General features: G+C 32.4%; 17 protein-coding genes and 1 pseudogene. 7 read left to right on the top strand and 11 right to left on the bottom strand.

Annotation, left to right across the window (positions count from 1 at the left end):
• Positions 1-827: 827 nt before the first annotated feature.
• Together MY490_RS17970 and MY490_RS17965 are read left to right on the top strand one after the other, a co-directional pair.
• On the top strand, positions 828-1,955 hold the full coding sequence (locus MY490_RS17970) for a Ger(x)C family spore germination C-terminal domain-containing protein (protein WP_248266897.1): 1,128 nt from the start codon (positions 828-830) through the stop codon (positions 1,953-1,955).
• 151 nt (positions 1,956-2,106) lie between these two features.
• Positions 2,107-2,400, top strand: coding sequence for a hypothetical protein (locus MY490_RS17965; RefSeq protein ID WP_248266896.1), 294 nt, complete (start codon positions 2,107-2,109; stop codon positions 2,398-2,400).
• Between the two features lie 379 nt (positions 2,401-2,779).
• On the opposite strand, the gene MY490_RS17960 is transcribed toward MY490_RS17965, so the two are convergent.
• Positions 2,780-3,493, bottom strand: coding sequence for a hypothetical protein (locus tag MY490_RS17960; protein WP_248266895.1), 714 nt, complete (start codon positions 3,491-3,493; stop codon positions 2,780-2,782).
• Positions 3,494-4,500: 1,007 nt separating this feature from the next.
• Here MY490_RS17960 and MY490_RS17955 point away from each other — a divergent pair.
• The 3 genes from MY490_RS17955 to MY490_RS17945 are packed head-to-tail and all read left to right on the top strand — an operon-like array spanning position 4,501 to position 7,578.
• Positions 4,501-5,730: an efflux RND transporter periplasmic adaptor subunit gene (locus MY490_RS17955; RefSeq protein WP_248266894.1), complete on the top strand. Its 1,230-nt coding sequence runs from the start codon at positions 4,501-4,503 to the stop codon at positions 5,728-5,730.
• The gene (locus MY490_RS17950; protein WP_282439812.1) at positions 5,730-6,449 is read left to right on the top strand and encodes an ABC transporter ATP-binding protein; all 720 of its coding nucleotides are present in this window, start codon (positions 5,730-5,732) and stop codon (positions 6,447-6,449) included. Before MY490_RS17955 ends, MY490_RS17950 begins: the two co-directional genes overlap by 1 nt.
• Complete coding sequence (locus MY490_RS17945; RefSeq protein ID WP_348983773.1) at positions 6,424-7,578, top strand: ABC transporter permease; 1,155 nt, start codon at positions 6,424-6,426, stop codon at positions 7,576-7,578. Before MY490_RS17950 ends, MY490_RS17945 begins: the two co-directional genes overlap by 26 nt.
• Before the next feature lie 152 nt (positions 7,579-7,730).
• On the opposite strand, the pseudogene MY490_RS17940 reads toward MY490_RS17945, so the two are convergent.
• The 3 genes and pseudogenes from MY490_RS17940 to MY490_RS17930 all read right to left on the bottom strand — a co-directional run.
• Positions 7,731-7,871: pseudogene (locus MY490_RS17940) on the bottom strand (amidohydrolase); the annotation flags it as partial.
• A 413-nt stretch (positions 7,872-8,284) separates the two neighbouring features.
• A complete protein-coding gene (locus MY490_RS17935) occupies positions 8,285-9,100 on the bottom strand; it encodes an SPFH domain-containing protein (RefSeq protein WP_248266893.1) in 816 nt (271 codons plus the stop codon).
• Positions 9,097-9,246: a hypothetical protein gene (locus tag MY490_RS17930; protein ID WP_179887080.1), complete on the bottom strand. Its 150-nt coding sequence runs from the start codon at positions 9,244-9,246 to the stop codon at positions 9,097-9,099. Before MY490_RS17930 ends, MY490_RS17935 begins: the two co-directional genes overlap by 4 nt.
• 589 nt (positions 9,247-9,835) lie before the next feature.
• Here MY490_RS17930 and MY490_RS17925 point away from each other — a divergent pair.
• Positions 9,836-10,141 (top strand): LysR family transcriptional regulator, encoded by a 306-nt coding sequence (locus MY490_RS17925; protein WP_248266892.1) that lies wholly within the window; start codon positions 9,836-9,838, stop codon positions 10,139-10,141.
• Between the two features lie 121 nt (positions 10,142-10,262).
• On the opposite strand, the gene MY490_RS17920 is transcribed toward MY490_RS17925, so the two are convergent.
• On the bottom strand, positions 10,263-11,198 hold the full coding sequence (locus tag MY490_RS17920; protein ID WP_248266891.1) for a substrate-binding domain-containing protein: 936 nt from the start codon (positions 11,196-11,198) through the stop codon (positions 10,263-10,265).
• 156 nt (positions 11,199-11,354) lie between these two features.
• Here MY490_RS17920 and modA point away from each other — a divergent pair, with 156 nt between their 5' ends.
• Positions 11,355-12,167: a molybdate ABC transporter substrate-binding protein gene (modA, locus tag MY490_RS17915; protein ID WP_248266890.1), complete on the top strand. Its 813-nt coding sequence runs from the start codon at positions 11,355-11,357 to the stop codon at positions 12,165-12,167.
• Positions 12,168-12,471: 304 nt separating this feature from the next.
• Here the strand turns inward: modA and MY490_RS17910 are convergent, their stop codons facing one another.
• The 6 genes from MY490_RS17910 to MY490_RS17885 all read right to left on the bottom strand — a co-directional run bounded on the left by MY490_RS17910 (position 12,472) and on the right by MY490_RS17885 (position 17,948).
• Positions 12,472-12,936 carry a hypothetical protein gene (locus MY490_RS17910; RefSeq protein ID WP_248266889.1) on the bottom strand — a complete coding sequence of 155 codons (465 nt, stop codon included), beginning with the start codon at positions 12,934-12,936 and terminating at the stop codon, positions 12,472-12,474.
• Positions 12,937-13,151: 215 nt separating this feature from the next.
• Entirely contained in the window at positions 13,152-13,577 is a 426-nt protein-coding gene (locus MY490_RS17905; RefSeq protein WP_248266888.1) for a hypothetical protein, read from the bottom strand.
• Positions 13,549-14,745 (bottom strand): MFS transporter, encoded by a 1,197-nt coding sequence (locus MY490_RS17900; RefSeq protein WP_248266887.1) that lies wholly within the window; start codon positions 14,743-14,745, stop codon positions 13,549-13,551. Before MY490_RS17900 ends, MY490_RS17905 begins: the two co-directional genes overlap by 29 nt.
• On the bottom strand, positions 14,742-15,371 hold the full coding sequence (locus MY490_RS17895; RefSeq protein ID WP_248266886.1) for a dienelactone hydrolase family protein: 630 nt from the start codon (positions 15,369-15,371) through the stop codon (positions 14,742-14,744). Before MY490_RS17895 ends, MY490_RS17900 begins: the two co-directional genes overlap by 4 nt.
• Positions 15,372-15,444: 73 nt before the next feature.
• Positions 15,445-16,701: a cytochrome P450 gene (locus MY490_RS17890; RefSeq protein WP_248266885.1), complete on the bottom strand. Its 1,257-nt coding sequence runs from the start codon at positions 16,699-16,701 to the stop codon at positions 15,445-15,447.
• A 14-nt stretch (positions 16,702-16,715) separates the two neighbouring features.
• On the bottom strand, positions 16,716-17,948 hold the full coding sequence (locus tag MY490_RS17885; protein ID WP_248266884.1) for an HD domain-containing protein: 1,233 nt from the start codon (positions 17,946-17,948) through the stop codon (positions 16,716-16,718).
• Positions 17,949-18,026 lie beyond the last annotated feature (78 nt).

The following is an 18,026-nucleotide window of genomic DNA, read 5'->3' as shown; positions in this document are numbered from 1 at the left end:
AAAGATTGCTAATTGTTAGGGGAAATTAATATGTGAAAAAGGCGTTGCTCAAGAGCAATGCCTTTTAATTTTTTGTTACGCAGTTCTTATTTAACTAAACTACCTAATAGTTTCATGTCTAACCGAACATAGGTGGATCATATAACAGTTGGGATTCCCGTCCGCTCGTAGCGAGTTAAGATTAATTTTAGACAGTTAAATGCTTAAAAAACCCTAGTATATACAAATTGAATAGGATACAAAAATACAATATAGAACACAACCGATAGAAATTGTATCGGTAATGGATGATCTGCCCCTGAAGAGACGATTTCTTCTAAATATTTAAGTACTGCTAATTATGCTTCTACTGAATTATCATGGAATATAAAAACCCTTGGCAGTTTAGTTGCATAATAAATGTTAAATTTTTCCAATAAAGGGGCATATAACTGAAACAATTAATATTAATTTTTATATAATAATATTACATTTCTTGTTTTACTTTTTTACCAATATCACCTATTTTTTAGAGAAACTCCTTTTCTTGTGAGTTCCTCTCTTTTTTTATTTTTAATCTTCAAGTTTTAGATTCATCCATCCACAAAATTTAATAAATAATAAAAAACCAGTTCCTACCCAGAGCAATGACATTTTATCGTCCTTTACCGAAGACAAATCAATATAAAAACTTATCATAACAGTAAAGTGGCTCAAAATTAATTTGTTTATGTTTATTCAAATTAACTTTAACAACTTCGTCTTAAAATTACTCCTAAAATGAATAGGAAAAAGTTTAAGGGTCAAAATAGGGGAAAATTACCTTTATATAAAGTGGTGAAAAGAAATTGAAAAAAATTAATAATGTTTTATTAATTATATCATTAATTCCGCTATTGACTGGGTGTTGGGATCGATTGCCACTACGTACTCTTAAATTAATGGATGTTGCGGGTTTAGATTTGAATGAAAGTAATAAAGCTAATCTTTACTACGTTGATACTAAACTAAAAAACAGCGGACAAGGTAGTGGGGAGGTTAAAATGGGTCTTACAACACTTAAGGGGTCAAGTCTATTATCAGCAATTGGTAGAGGTGGTTATTCAAATCGAGTTTTTTATGGCGTTAGTACAAGGGTTTATCTGCTAAGTGAAAAGTTCGCAAAAGAGTATCCTGTCTCAAATCTATCTTTTATGCTAAATGCGCCGTATGGGGCAGTAGACGTCCCTGTTGTTATCTTTGAAGGAAATCTACAAAAATATTTAAAAGATGAAGTTGAAAAAAAAGAAGATTTTACAAAAGATTTAAATGACTATATTTTTACAATGGAGAGTAGAAAAATGATTCCATCTACTTCCATGATGGACATCATATTATCAAAAAGAGACAAGATGGAAGACCTTGCAATACCTGTTATTAAGCAGTCAGATAATGCGTTAGAATTAAGTGGTGCGTATTTATATAGACAGGGTGTAAACACTGGGGTGAAACTATCAAAAGACCAACTTACCATGATGATGATGCTATTAGGTAAGCATTTTGTTCGATTGAATCTGACAGGAGATTTCCTTGAAAAAAATAAGGAAAAACAGTTAGCGAATCAAGAGAACAAAAGCGAATATGCATATGCCATAAAAGAAATAGACTCAAAGACCACTGTTTCCAAAAAATCAAAGGGTTTGCCTAATGTAGTCATCCGAGTCAATTTAAAGATTAATTCATATGTGATTGGTACAGAAACAATTAAATTTAAGAAATCGAACATTCATAAGATGGAAAAAATGCTAAGTAAACAGATGGAAGGGTTAGCTAAATCCACGATTGAAACGTTGCAAAAAGCAAATTGTGACGTGATTGGTGTAGGGAAGGAAATGAAAGCATATTACTCAAATGAATGGAAATCAGTGAATTGGCGTAAAGATTATCCACAATTATCTATTCACCCGAAATTCGAAGTACAAATCATTAATGAATAACATAGTAGTAAAGATTTCAGTTGATTTAAAAACATAAAGTAAACTATACTGCCAAATAGTGAAAGAGGAGCTGATTGATCAAATAGCTCCTAAAATCATGTTCAACTTTTGCATGCGTTAGTTCAATAAGAACACATAGGGGGAAATACAAATGTTTAACCAGGAAGAGAAAGAAAAATATGAGGATTTAGTAAAACTTCATATAAAAATATTTGGTGAAAAGATGACTCAACATTTTTTAGTAGAAGGGAAAAGAAATAACAGATATGAATCAGATTATCCGATTTTTCTTATAAATTATAAAGCAGGAAAATTCTTAATAGAAATGTATTGTCAAAAATTATCCGATGAACATTCAACTGGTAGAATACTAGATAAACTTGAAGAAGAATTTCAAGAATATCATTTATTTGTAGAACGAAATAAAAAACAACGAAAAAAATAATAAGACCTGGTAACGTTTCACCACTTTAAAAGTCATATCATTGTATATGCTTTTTGAAGTGGTCTTATTCAAAAAAGAATGCAGGCTGTTAGTCGGTTTTTTATTTAACAAAAATGTTAGGTTAGTTAAACAATTATCAGGAGGCCTTGGAGTGAAGAATTGGGTAATTCGAGTTCTAGTTATTATTGCAGGGTTACTTCTATGGGGTGTTTTGAGAATTCTATTTCATTATCCTTATTAAACTAAAGGTGCGTTAGGTTACATAAGATCAAAGATCATGAGTCGTAAATTCGGTTTTTAAATTAACAAAAAAGGACCTTCATTCGAAGATCCTTTTTCTTTTGGAAATGAAATAGCCAAACCATAAATGCATTTAACTTTATGGTGTCGTTAGTAGAATTGTTGCTGCTGCACCATCAGGGAAAGCTCCGCCACCAGTTGTAATTCTGACAGAAACTAAATCACATGGTTTAACTGCAAAAGAAGAGATTGCCATTGCACAACAATTTGGAGGGTTTGGCCCAATAATAGTTGCAATAATGCCAGTTGCTACAGGAGTTGCGCCACAATTTGAACTAACATAAATCTGAGCTGTTGCGACATCTCCTACACCTAACGAATTTGTTCGAATACTAAAAACTAATCCAGTAATGGTTGAAGCTTCTGCAATGACAACGTTATTTCGGATAAACATAGATGAGGAAGTACCTAGTCCCATAAAATCATTGTTTCCGATTGATTGATCTGATGCTAAATAGATTTTTTCTACGCCTGAACCCGCTGGACCTGTCGCACCAGTAGCTCCAGTAGCTCCAGTATTTCCTGTTGCACCTGTCGCACCATTAGCTCCAGTATTTCCTGTTGCGCCAGCTGGACCCGTATTTCCAGTATTTCCTGTTGCGCCAGTTGCCCCAGTTGCCCCAGTAGCACCTGTTGCGCCTCTTTTACCTCTTTTACCATCGTCACCTTTTTTACCTCTTGGCCCTCTTGGCCCTTCACAACAACAGCATTTGTGACAATGGTGTTGTTCATGATGATGCTTGTCCTCACATTCGCATTCACAATGCTCTTTTTTCTTGTCTTCCTTGCTCACAATATCACCTTTTCTATATTTATTAGCAAGCTCCTCAGATGATATCTAGACTTGACCTATATTTAACTAACTATATATTGTTATGATTTTTGTACTACTTTGTATATTACTTTTGCCCTCAATTATATTGGTAACTATTACCTGTTAAGTTAAAAATTTCCAATATAATCTGTATATTTTTCCTGAAATATGAAAAAAGTCATATGTTTTTTACATAAAATAACATTTTAAGGAATGAATAAACATATATGGAAAGAATTACTAAAAGATAGATTTGAACTGTTTCTATACTTACGAATATGTTGTATTAACTGGTATATGGTGGTGGACAAGTTAATACACTTCTATAAAAAAAAGATTAGTTCTTTTAAATTGAAGATCCTTTAAGTAACTAACGCATGCGTATGTAGTATAAAATTCTGCAAAATAGTCGATTTTTTTATTGTCCTAAATGGCAGATTTGTTGCATAAGAATAGTTTGATTTTTGTGGGAAAAAGACGATACTAAGGGTAGACGGATAGGTATTTTCCACTTAATCATACTAAAGATTGAACATGATAGAGTATGAATAAGCACTATTTTTATACAAAAAGTACGAAGGAGTTGATTGTATTTAATCGACTCCTATTTTTGTAGATTTAAATGGAAGAAATAGATATTAAATAGATCGATAATTACAAGTAAATCCCCTTTCAAAAACATAGAAGGGGGTTTTTATATACTCGTAAATTAAGCGTTTTAAATGCTTTGAATATGACCAATATCCTCTCCTCATTAAAAAGCATTGATTTTTGTTAAGGGAAATTTAAGGTACACAATCCAAAATGAGCTTATCAAATGAAATTAGGAGGAGCAAAAAAATAAATAAAACGAGCTCTAATACAAGCGATCACTACTAGAGTATGTTTACTGTATAAACGAAAGACAAGCCTTGATTTTCTTAAATGTAAAGGATAATCGGGTATCTATTCATATCAATCTCAATGATGGAGAGGAGAAAAGAAAATTGAAAAAGTGGGTTATTATTTCATTTATAGTTGTTGCTGTTGGAGGAGGAAGTGGTTGGTTCATATATAGTAAGAGTCAAGCAAATCAAGCCCTAAATGTGATGGCTACAGCACAAACAATTACGGCACAAAAAGGAAAGTTAGAAGTAGCTGTTACAGGATCGGGTTCGGTAACTGCAAATACTGATGAAGATGTTACTGCGGCAAATACAATACTAGTTGTGGATAGTGTAAGTGTTTCTTCTGGAGAATCAGTAGATAAGGGTGACACACTTGTGACATTTAAAAATGGTGATGTTGTTACGGCTCCAAAAGATGGAGAAATTACAAAGGTTTATGTAAGTAGCAGTAGCGGAGCATCGCAAGGAAAAGTTCTAATGCGTATGGAAGATGAAGATGGAGTCACATTACCGATAACCAGAGAAGATGGTGACAGTTCCTCAAATAACTCTAGTACTGGAGGAGGTAGTAGTTTAGTAGCGGATACTGTATTTGTGAAGGAAGGCTCAGTTGTAAAAACTGGTGACACACTAGTGAAATTTACAGATGGTAGTATCTTACAGGCTCCAGTTGCTGGTACAATTACTAGTCTTGCTGTTAATAGTGGAGATTCTGTACAAAGCTCTGCGACATTGGCACATATAACAAATTATAGTTCTTTGGAAACAACAATCAGTGTTGATGAATTAGATATCACTAAGGTAAAAGTTGGTCAGTCAGTAAAAATAACAGCAAGTGCATTTGAGGGTCAAACATTCGATGGGATTGTAACGAAAGTAGCAAATGAAGGCACGTCGACAAATGGCGTTTCAACATTTGATGTAACTGTAAAAATTAAAAATCCAAAAGGTTTGAAAATTGGTATGTCAACTGAAGCAAGTATTTTAATACAAAGTAAAGCAGATACTCTATATGTTCCAGTAGAAGCAGTGTATAAAAATGGAAATGAAAAATATGTACTAGTTGCTTCATCTACAAATGATGCTGGAGAATCTACAAAGAAAGTTACAGTAAAAACTGGTATTTCTAATGATACGAATGTAGAAATTACAAGTGGATTAAGTGAAGGTGAGTCTATTGAAATTCCGAGCGTTCAATCTAGAGGTAATTCTGGTGGATTTATGATGCAAGGTGGCAACTTTCCAGGTGGTGGCTTCCAAGGTGGAGGTAGCTTCGGAGGAAGAACTACTGAAAGAATCCAAACAGGTGGCGGACAAGGAGGTAAATAATGACTAACTTTGAGCCGATTATTCAAATAAAAAACATGACGAAAATGTATGAACTTGGCGGTGAAACAGTAATAGCTCTTCAGAGTGTATCGCTTGATATCCAAAAGGGTGATTTTATATCAGTCATCGGTCCATCAGGTTCAGGGAAGTCAACATTTATGAACATGATTGGATGCTTAGACCGACCCGATTCTGGTAGATATTTGATTGATAATGAAGATGTAGGGCAAATGAAGAGCTCGCAACTAGCGACTATACGAAATGAAAAGATTGGATTTATTTTTCAAAATTTCAATCTTATACCAAAGTTAACTGCAGTAGAAAATGTAGAACTTCCTCTCATTTATAGAGGGATGAAAACAGCTGAACGAAGAGAAATTGCTCTTTCGGCGTTAAAAAAAGTAGGATTAGTAGATCGAGCAAATCATTTACCTACACAATTATCAGGGGGGCAGCAGCAGCGTGTCGCAATTGCGCGTGCCCTTGCTGGAAGCCCTCCTATTTTACTAGCAGATGAACCGACGGGTGCTCTTGATAGTAAAACAAGTAAGGAAATTTTGGAGATTATGAATTTGTTAAATGAGCAAGGGCATACGATTATCTTAATTACACATGATTTAGAAGTAGCAAAACAAGCAAATCGTGTTGTGCGAATTCACGATGGCAATTTATACGAGAATGGAGGAGAATGGTTTGCAGACACTGAGAATGGCGCTTAAGAGCATTAAAGGAAATAAAGTAAGAGCCTTCCTAACGATGCTAGGTATAATTATCGGTGTATCCTCCGTTATTGTGATGGTTGCGATTGGACAAGGATCAACGAAAGAAGTGCAAGATCAAATAGGAAGCTTAGGTACAAATGTATTAACAGTAAGTGTTACTGGCTCAGATGTAACTTTTAAAGAAGATGATGCCAATCAACTTAAGGAAATTAGTGATGTTGAAGCAATTGCTCCGACTGTCTCTGGAAGAGTAACTGTAAAAAACGGACAAACGAACGCGCAAGTGTCAATGACAGGAACAACTTCACCTTATTTAAAAGTTCGTGATTTGGAGCTGCAATCAGGGCGATTTATCGCAGATTTAGATAATGATAATCACTCAAAAATAGCAGTACTTGGTTCAAGCACAGCACGAACATTATTCGGTTTTGGAAATCCAGTTGGTCAATACGTTAAAGTGAATGGGACATCATTTAGAGTTGTTGGGGTACTTCAATCAGTTGGTAGTTCATTAGGTACAAGTGGGGACAGTACAATTTTTGTTCCGCTTAGCACAGCTCAGCGCTTGGCATCTACTTCTTCAATTGGTTCTGTTTATGTAAAAGTACATAATGAAAATATGATTAATTTTACATTGCGTAGAATCGAACAAAAGATGTTAACGATTATTGGCGATGAAGATAGCTATAGCGTTTCGAGTCCAGAGGATTTAATGGAAACTGCTTCATCTGTTAATAAAACGATGACATTAATGCTAGGTGGAAGTGCTGCGATCTCACTTATTGTTGGTGGTATCGGTATTATGAATATTATGCTTGTATCGGTTTCAGAACGTACAAAAGAAATCGGTATACGAAAAGCAATTGGAGCAAAGCGTGGAAGTATTCTTCTTCAATTCCTGATTGAATCAATGGTATTAAGTGCACTTGGAGGAATAATAGGCGTTGTAATAGGCGTTATTAGTGCAAAAATATTCACTATAACGACTGGAACAGCAATTGCATATTCTATACCAGTTATGCTGTTATCATTTGTATTCTCTTTATTAGTTGGAATCGTATTTGGTGTTTTTCCAGCAAATAAAGCGTCTAAGCTTGATCCAATTCAAGCTCTTCGATATGAATAGTACGAGAAAAGAGGTTGTCCCAAAAGTAAAACTTTTAAGGGGCACCTTTCTTTTGTTTATAAAAAGAAAACAGTTCTCTACAATCGATTAACTTCGAAACTTTGGAAGAATTCCAAAATAAGGATCAACAAGGAATTACAGTAGCTCAAGCTATCTGGACGAATTGCTAGCACCTTACCGGGCTGAGAACCAATTTGACAAGCCATAACACTCGTCTTTGTTGGACGAGATAGCTCTAAATTCCCAAAAGTTTGAAGTGTATCAAACACATAGTGAACTGTTTTTTCTTCATGAACAAAAAATAAGATAAAAAAGCTAGAAATGATTATGATAGAATATAAGAAATTTAACATTCAATTGTACCAGACTTACTAACTTAAACTCTCAATATTTACCTCCGTTTTAAACCGTTTTTATTACATCTAGAGAATATCATACATCTATAGTTTTCTTGCATCATTTTTATGTCAAATTATAGAAAATAAAAACCCTTTCTAAAAATTAAGAAAGAGTTTTTATTTGCAGAGAGGATTATTTCTTTATTATTTTTCTATTTTTAAAAAGTTTTGGGAGTAATAAAATTATCAATTAATGTCTAAAATGGCTTGACGCCAGGGTTGAAAATCTTCTTTAAACTAACATTCTAAATCAAATTCATGAACATTAGATCACTTTAATGAATGCTTCTAGATGGTTGGTTCTTTGTTTATTTTGCTTGAACTAGAGGTGTCCCACCTTGAACAGTAACCCAACCCCATTTTTGTCTTGCATCCATTTCCATTTTCTTTAATAATCCTGGAGTAAGTGAGTCTGATAAAATTCTATTTGCTTTAGCATCTGCTTCTGCATTTAGGATTTTTGTTTGATTTTCAATCTTAGCTTTTTCTTGGTCAGCTAATGCCTTTTTTACGTTCAATTCAGAAGTTGCTAATTGTGCTTGTGACTGTGCCATACCTGCGGGAGATCCTACGTGGGTAAATCCAAAAGTGCCGACTTCAATACCTTGTTTTGCAAGTTCCTGATCTAGAGCAATATTGATTTCTTCAGTAATATCAGCTTGTTTTGAACCTTTAATGTCGTTCCAACTATATTTGTGTGTAATTTTGTTAACAACATTTTTCATTGTAGGTTTGACGATGTTATTTTTGATGTAACTAATATCTTTTCCACCTACTGATTGATAAAGATTAGCTACATTTTTAGTTGAAATTTTCCATGTTAAGTTTGTATTAACAGGTAGTTCTTGCTGATCTCCAGTACCTACTGACCATTCTTGATCAGAACTACCACCTTCGTGTTTGTCACTTGATAAAACTAATGATTGTGTATATGTGGGATATTCTTGTACTGAAACTCCCCAACCAGTCCAATGGAAACCTTGGGGGACTTCAGTAATTTCTCCACTCATATGTTTCTCAATACCAATACTACCAACACTTATATGCGACATACCACCAATTGCGTAAATAATACCTCCAATTATAATAACTCCGCCTGCAATCAGACTTCTCAATCCGTTCACTCTTCATCTCTCCCGATTTCTTTTTTTATGTTTTTAATATGATTATTAAATAATCTACCTATTTTGATAAAGACCTTATAAAACAGTAAGAAGAGAACGATTCCAATAATAACAACTAAAATTCCGAATTGATAAAAGAAAACCATTGTTATTCCCCCAAATGTGCAAATTAGATTGACTATCTATCTACCATTTCTTATATGCAATTATAGAGTGATTTAATCTGTATTAATAATTAAATTTTGCTTAGAAATTTAGGGTATCATTAGGTTTCATTGGAAAAAATAATACTATTTAACAAAATTACCCCAAATCAATATTAATAGGTAAAAAGATTTCAAGAATAGAGAATCCCTAAGAAAACCGCCAATTATAGGTGGTTTTTCTATTTGAGTAATATAATATTGTCCTATTTAACATAGATTTCTTTTGAAATTAGCAGTGTCAAACTAGAAAATTCAATAAAATCAAGGCAAAAATAACCCAAGTTTAAATCAAAGGAAAATCAATTTTGATTGTAGAATTTTTCCTTTATTGAGTTAGAATCATTTGAATTTGGTCAGTTGGTTTTTAGAAAGGAGATCACATAGCAGCTATAAACTAATTCAGTGAAAAATCATCATTTATTCAGAAAAAACAAATTGATACTTTTATTCAAAATTAAAATCACATCAACACTTAATATAATAGAACTAGATTAGGAAAGGGAACATCGTAGAGTATGGGGGAAGAAATATGAAAATTGAACAATTAAGTCATCTTTGTGAAGTTTTAGAGAGTGGTTCCTTTACGATTGCAGCACAGAAATTTTTTATTAAAGAGGCTGACATGAAAGAATCAATCATTAGTTTAGAAATTGAATTTGGCATAGAGCTAATTGAGTATGAAAACGAATCGAAAGTTGTGCCTTCAGTTGGTTGTTTACAAATTATTTCACATATAAAAGAAATCGTAAGGAATTGTCGGGAAATTGAAGAGGAAATTAAATCCTTACATAAAAAATCTTCTGTTAATACAATGTATGATGTGTGTTTGTTTTAACTCTTTATAGTAAATATTTTAAATATAGGGACCAAATCATAAATGATTTGGTCTTTTTAGAATGACTCTTACTTCTCCAATAAACAGCAAAAAAGAAGGCAACAAATTCAGTAGCCTTCTCTTAATTTGTCTGAAATATAATTTTCCCTGTCCTAGAAATATCATAATCTCCTAAAGAATAAACCTCTGATTGAAACTGATTTGATTGTAAAATCTCTGTGACAATACTGATCAGTTGTTCATTTGAAGGGGTTTTTAATATAACCAGGTCATATTGTTCTGTTATTAGTGGAATAAAATCAATTCCTACAATTTTAGCAGCTTTTTCAATTCCGATTCCAACATCTGCTACTCCAGTTGAGACAGCGGAGGCCACGCTTAAGTGATTGCTCTCTTCATGTTCATATCCGTTAATATTTTTAGAAGAAATCTCGTTGATACGTAGCTGTTCATCGAGAAGAATTCGCGCACCTGAACCTTTCTCTCTATTTACAATCTTTATATCTTTACGTTCTAAGTCTTTCCAAGAGGTAATCTTTAAAGGGTTACCTTTTTTAACGTATAAACCTGCTTTCCTAGATAGCAGATTGAATAAAATAAATGGATGACCCACTAAAATTTTTTTAAGATATGGTACATTATACTCTCCTGTATCTCCGTCAAAAAGGTGGAGGCTAACGATGTCACATTCTCCATTATACATGGAAATAAGACTGTTTAAGCTTCCAGTAAAAGATCTTAAAGATTTATATCTTGAGTTTTTCTCGATCTGTTTACCGAGCATGTCTAAAACTAAATCTTGTCCACTAATAACAACATGATTTGATTCTTTTGGATCGCTTCTGCGAGGTTCAAAAACAGAGGTAAGTAATGTGGTGTTTTGATTTGTTTTATTGTTTTTTATGTAATTGTCCAAGTCATTTGCTGCTATTCTCATCTGTCTTCCTACACGGAATATAGGTAATTCACCTTTCTTGACAAGGTCATAAATGGTTAATTTCGATACTTTTAAAAACTGTGAGACTTCTTCGATAGTATAGAAAAGTTCCGTCGTCATTTACATCCCTCCATTTTCTATTTTAACTCAATGCCTTTTAAAAAGCATATTCCTAGTAAATTTAATGTAAATTTTAAAATTCTATTTCTTATTTAGTTATAACTAAATATAATTAGATATAACTAGTTATGTTTTAAAAGGGAAGGCAGATGAATAATGAACAAACTATATTCTTTATTATTATCGATAACGATGATATTAGGGCTAGCAGTATCTGGTTGTTCAACAAATGAACAAGCTTCTAAGTCTGCAGGCAAGAAACAAGAAACTGTTCAAAAGAATGTAGAATTAACGATCTCAGCAGCAGCTAGTTTACAGGATGCACTAAATGATATTAAAGCAAACTTTGAAAAAGCTAATCCTAATGTAAAAATAAACTTGAACTTTGGAGCATCGGGAGCATTACAACAACAAATTTCTCAAGGAGCACCAGTGGATCTTTTCTTCTCGGCTGCAGAGGATAAATTTAATAATTTAGTACAAGATGGTTTAATTGATAAGAGCCAAGGCAAAGATGTAGTTGGGAATGAACTGGTATTAGTTGTACCAAAAGATACAAAAAAAGAAATTAACTCTTTTGAAGATCTTACGAAAGCAGATAAAATCTCAATCGGTACGCCAGAAGCTGTACCAGCAGGACAATATGGTAAAGAAACATTGGAAAATTTACATGTTTGGAAAGTAATTAAAGGAAGAGTAGTTTATGGTAAGGATGTTAGACAAGTACTTTCTTATGTTGAAACAAATAATGTGGACGCAGGGATTGTATATAAGACAGATGCGCTGACATCGACAAAAGTTAAGATTGTATCAACAGCAGCTGAAAATACACATGATCCAATTATTTATCCGTTAGGCGTAATAAAGAATAGCAAGCAACCGAAAGAAGCTAAAAAATTCTATGAATATCTTCAAAATGATGAGTCTATGAAGATATTAGAGAAGTATGGGTTTAAAGGACTAAATTAACTTACAATAGCTGACATAAGTATTAGAAATGAGCCGATTAGTTGATTGGCTCATTTTTCTTAGTGGAAATAGTAAAGAAGCTTATGAAGTAATCGATACAGATGATTAGAACAACTTTAAAATTCAAGGATTCGTTCGTTCTGAATAAAGAACAATTAGGTAGCTTTGTTAAAGCTTGTTTAGAGGGGGAAATTTAAGAGAGGAGGATATTTTTAATAGTAAGAATAGGAATTGGGTTAGAAAAAAATAGATCAATAAATCCTTTTATTAAATAAAAGAAAAATATAATGCCGAATAATATAGGCTAGTGCATGTATTCCTTTATTGATATATTGAAGAGTTTTCGGTCTCTTTTTCCTTTTTGACCAATTAGCCAGTACCAGCTCTGTCCAATATAAAATGAGTTTGATACAAGTTGTTCAATATACTTTGAAATAATTCCATTGATTTTATCTTTTTCAATTTTATTCTTTATAGACAAGGCAATGACAAAATAGGATTTATCACTTTCAAATTCAAGTAATTGAAGATGATATTTACCACCTTTTTTTTCATTAAAATCCTTTAATACGTGATCTATACAGTTTTTGACGTCTATTTTATATTTAGCTGCATCGTTCCAATTTGATATAAGAGAGTCATATAATGAGACTGTTAAGATGTAATATGATGCATAGTCCTTAGGATTAAATTTTCGTTTCTCACCTGTATATTGATATGAAGGTGGAACAACAAATTTTTCATAATCAGCAAAAAAATCTTCCGTCATGTTTAATACCTACTTTCTAGATTGAACAAAAGTTTACTATATCGAATCTTAATTTAGTTTTTCCTATTCTTTCCAAAAATAGACAGGGAAAGATAATTTGGATTACGGAAAAGAAAATATAAGTTTTTTAGTAAAAAGCAGAGTTGAGAAATTCAACTCTGCTTTTTTGTTAGTTTTAATCGGATAGACAATTGAATTTTTTTTTCTATTTAGCTTTATAATATTTGAAGCGAGAATACTAGAGAGGTAAAATCACCATTCCCAAAAGCATCATTACAATTGTAGAACATGACATCATTCTCCTTTTTGATTCTCATACCAGACTGAAAATCATGGAATCCTACCATTCGTTCTTCTTCCCACACATTAAAAACATTTAAAAAGCCACTAGAGCATTTTAAGATCAGTTCTGATTGAATTTCATTTCTCCATATAGTCACTTTTGTTTGTTTTGGGGCATCGTTGATTGATATTCCATTTTCTGAGATAAATCCGACACCTTGATTTCTAGGAGAATTTGAACTCAAAAATTTCAACTTAATCACTTTTTCTTCATTCATTTGAAATACTTCTGTATGAATCGTTTCATCAGATTTTACAGACTTGTTAGTACTATACACTTTTTCTTTTACTAGTAACATTTTCACTTATCTCTCCTGTTAAGTTATTTTGATCCCCTAATGCTAATTTCAAAAAGTAACACAACCCTAAACAGGGGATACAGACCAATGCCATTCCTAAAAAAGCAAAAGATGGAGATATAGAGTACAGGTAACCACTTACTAATGTTAAAATACCGCTACCTAAACTTAAACCTAGAGCTGCATAAATTCCATGAGCAAAGGGGAAGTACCTATTTTCAATGTTTTCATCTAAGTATTTCACAAAGGCATATTGAGTAAGCCCAAAAGTAATAGAATGTAATAATTGAGACAATACAAAAACTGAAATGCTGTTAAAAGAAAAGATCAATACCCATCTTAATATTGAAGCACTTACACTAAACAGTAATAAAACTGGAACAGATCGTCTTTTAAATAGAGAGTCTGATATATAGAAGAAAGCAATTTCTGATATCACTGCGATGATTAAGATGAATCCTGTAAAACTTGTTTTTACCCCAATATTTTTCAAGAAAAGAACAGCATAACTATAATATGCTGCATGTGCAGCTTGAAGGGTGATGCAGATCGCTAATACTATTAAAAATGCTTTTGATTTAAACAACTTAAACAATGGAACTTTCTTTGATGTTATTTTTGCTTTTAAAGGTAAAGGAGCGTTAATGGATGTTAATAAAGAAAGTAGCACACATCCAATTATCAAAAAGTAGATAACTACATTTTCACTTTTTAAAGATATGAGTATTCCAGTTAATGATAGAGAAATAATATAGCCAATTGAGCCATATGATCTACTCTTTCCATACTCTATTTTGCTTTCCCTAATAAGGATAGATGCCATAGACTCATACATAGCTAAAGGCATTGGATAAACAAGGCTTAGTAAAACTGTAATAACAGCTACTGCAATTAAACTATTAAACGGGATTAATATGATTAATAGCGTAACAGAAGTTAAGGAAACTACTTGATTTAATCTAGCTAAATTTAGGTATCTACTTATAAATGGAAAAATAAAAAAGGTTGTTATTGACCTTGTTATTAAACCTGAAGCAATGATTAGTCCAGCTTCATCAGCTGTAAAACCTTTACTTGTTGTTAGCCAAGCAGACCAATAAGGCACGAAGATTCCGAAAGTGAAGAAAAACCCAAAAAACTGTAAAGACATCCATCTTTGATCGGTCATTTGATTCCTCCTGTTACGGAAAAATTATTATTTTGTTTCATAATAAAATCACGCATTTTTTGAAAACAATATTCAGTAGCATACTGATCATAATTAGAAGTTGATTGATCAGTAAAACCATGACTTCCTTCTACTTTAATAATTTGAATCCGATCTTTTGTTTTCAATTCAGTTATGACAATTTCGGGAGCAAATGATTTTTCTTTCGTTGGGAAAATTAGTAAGGTCTCACATTTTGGACTAACCTCTAAATAGTCCCTAATCCTCGAACCATAAAATCCAATTACCCCATCAAATAACCTATCATATTTACTGCATAGCCATGCAATTGTTGCACCTACACTAAAACCTAAAATATACAAATTAGCACACTTAGTTCGAAGTTCTTTTGCAAGATCGATAATTTTATTAGTAGCTAACTCAAACCCAATCTTATGAACAAAATGCTGATAAGCTTTGTTTTCATCTTTATAGCAATAATTTTCTATATTACCTAATAAATTTGGACATACAACTGTAAATCCTAACTTACTTAAACTGTCGCAAATATCGTTTATATGTTTGTTAATACCATAAATTTCGTGAACAACTAAAATGGTGGTATTATGAAACTCGCAATTATTCAATTTTTAATCACCTCTAACTTAGAAAAAATAGGAATAGAATTTTGTTCTATTCCTATCAAATATCCTAGTAATACTAGATTTTTACTTGCATCTGGATCATTCCAGTGAAAGTAGGGTTTGCAGTCCACTCTGGATTTTCTAAATCATATAAAGAATCGATTGTTGGGAAACGAGTTATTACTTCCTTAAGAATCTCCATGATTTCTACACGAGCGAAAGCAGCAGCTATACAAGTATGATAACCACCACCGAAAGCTACATGACGGAAACCTGTTCTACTTATATCCATTTTGTCAGGATTTGCAAATACTCGCTCATCTCGGCCAGCAGAAGCTAAGAAGAAATAAACAGAATCATTTTTCTTGATTTGCTGTCCGTGTAATTCGATATCATTTGAAGCATGTCTAACAATATATTGGATTGGCCCTTCTAGTCTCATTGTCTCATCTAATACTTTTGGAAGAAGAGACATATCTTTTTTAAGCATTTCTAGAACATCTTGATTCTTAAATAGAAGATGTAATGTATTACTTAACACAAATTGAGGAATTTTATGTCCACCGAAAATTAAGTGCATTGTTTGAGCAATTAATTGATCATCAGTAAGTTCACCATCTTCACCAGGAGTCTCAGAGATTAATCTACTTAATAAATCATTTTTCTTTTCTTTTCGTCTTTCCGCAATCGCATCTGAAAGGTATGTCCAAATTTCTCTTACACTTCCTCTAACTTGTTCACTAATTTCTTTACTAGGTACATGAGACACAACGAAATCTTGCATAAATAATGCGATATCATCAGACCACTTAATGAATCTGTCAACCTCCTCACCAGGAATTCCTAACATTTTACAAAGTACCATCGCAGGAATAGGGTGCGCGATCTCTTTTACAAAGTCAAATGAGCTTATGTTTTTTTCAAGTACTTTATCTACGATTGTAGAAACAATTTTCTGAATTTCAGGAGCAATAAGTTCGATTTCATTAACTAAAAAGGCTCTGTTCATATAACCTTTTAATTGTGAATGAATTGGTCGATCATTATAGACCATCCAAGTCTTAATGATATCGATAATATCTTTAAAATGTTGATCTTCTCCTTCAGCGAGATTACTCATTTTATTTGGAATTACATTACTTGAAATAAATTTATCTCCTAGTAAATTCTTGGACACATCCTCATACCTAGTTATAAACCAGGATTGCATTTCTTCATGCCAAAAAACAGGTGCATCATTTCGTAATCTTTCATATAATTCGTATCTGTTTCCATAATACTCTTTACTATTTAAACTGAACTGCTCGACAGATTGTTTTACATTTATACTCATGTTATTTCCTCCTGTTATACTACAATTATTTTTTTATTGGATTTTCTTACAAAATTTCCAATCTCCATATCACTTAAATGACATATTACGTCACATACAAACCGAGAACGCTCAATAACATTAGAGATATTGATCAATTGTTGCAAAACTTCCTTATCTAATTTCAACAAGGAATCCTCACTATTTAAGTTAAAAAGATAATCGTAGGTGAGCTGTATATTATGAGTAATCTTTTTATCTATTTCTCTATTAACGTTTCTTTCTAAGAAACATTTCTTTGTAATTTGATTTAATAGAAAAAGTTTTAGTTCATTTTCTATTGGGAGACTCAATTTACTATACATTGGTTGTGCATAGTTTATCTTGATCACTAATGAATCTATAAAATCATGAATAATAGATTGTAGTGGTTCTGCTATGAATTTACGGTAAATTTGTAAAATTTCCCCAAGTATATTATTCATAATGTCTTCCATAATCTTTGGAATGAAATAAAGTAATTCAGATCTACTAATTTCAGGGAAAAAAAGCATTGTCTCCTCTAGCATCGCGCCTTCAGTAAAATATCTTTTAAGTAATTGAGCAAATCTATTTTCTCCATAAAATAGAATTAAATCTTTTAGATCTGATAGGGCATAAGATAACGTATCTGCTATGTCTACAATCGATTGTTCAATGACATTTTCTTGATATGTCAAAAATAAAGGTTCTAAATATCCTGCCATATATCCGTAATAACCTTTGATTAAACCGTTATATTCTTCTCTAATTAAAGGAATTTTGGTTTTGTATTTCATTAAGGCTGTAAGGGTTCTGTATTTAAAACCATTCGAACTATTAACTAAAATTTTAATGCTCTGTGCATTCGATTCAAATCCACCCATTTTTTTCATCATTTCATCTAGCGCGCGTTCACCGGTATGTCCATATGGTGGATGACCAATATCATGAGCTAGACTAATAGCCTTTACTAAATCTTTATTTATTGGGGTAATGTTATCCTCATGAAAATAATTATTTAGATGTTCCACGATTAAGCTTGAAACATGGCATACGTCAATAGTATGAGACAAACGATTATGGCAATGCTCTGAGTTGGGAATTAACTGTGTTTTTTTTGCTAATTTTTTTAAATGGGGGGATTCTAAAACTGCATTAAAGTCATGTAAGAACGCAATATTAGCTTCTTGCGTTTGCTTGTCAGATAATCTTAAGTGGTCAAAAGTATGATACATGGCCTTATACATATCAATAAACCCCTTCTATAAACAAATGTAAGAAAACATTTAAGTGACATAAAAAAACCAAGATAAAGTAGGACGTAT

Origin of the sequence: Gottfriedia acidiceleris, assembly GCF_023115465.1 — a bacterium.
GTDB lineage: Bacteria > Bacillota > Bacilli > Bacillales > Bacillaceae_G > Gottfriedia > Gottfriedia acidiceleris_B.
Note: the sequence above shows the minus strand (reverse complement) of the source record. Positions and strands in the feature narration are given on the sequence as shown.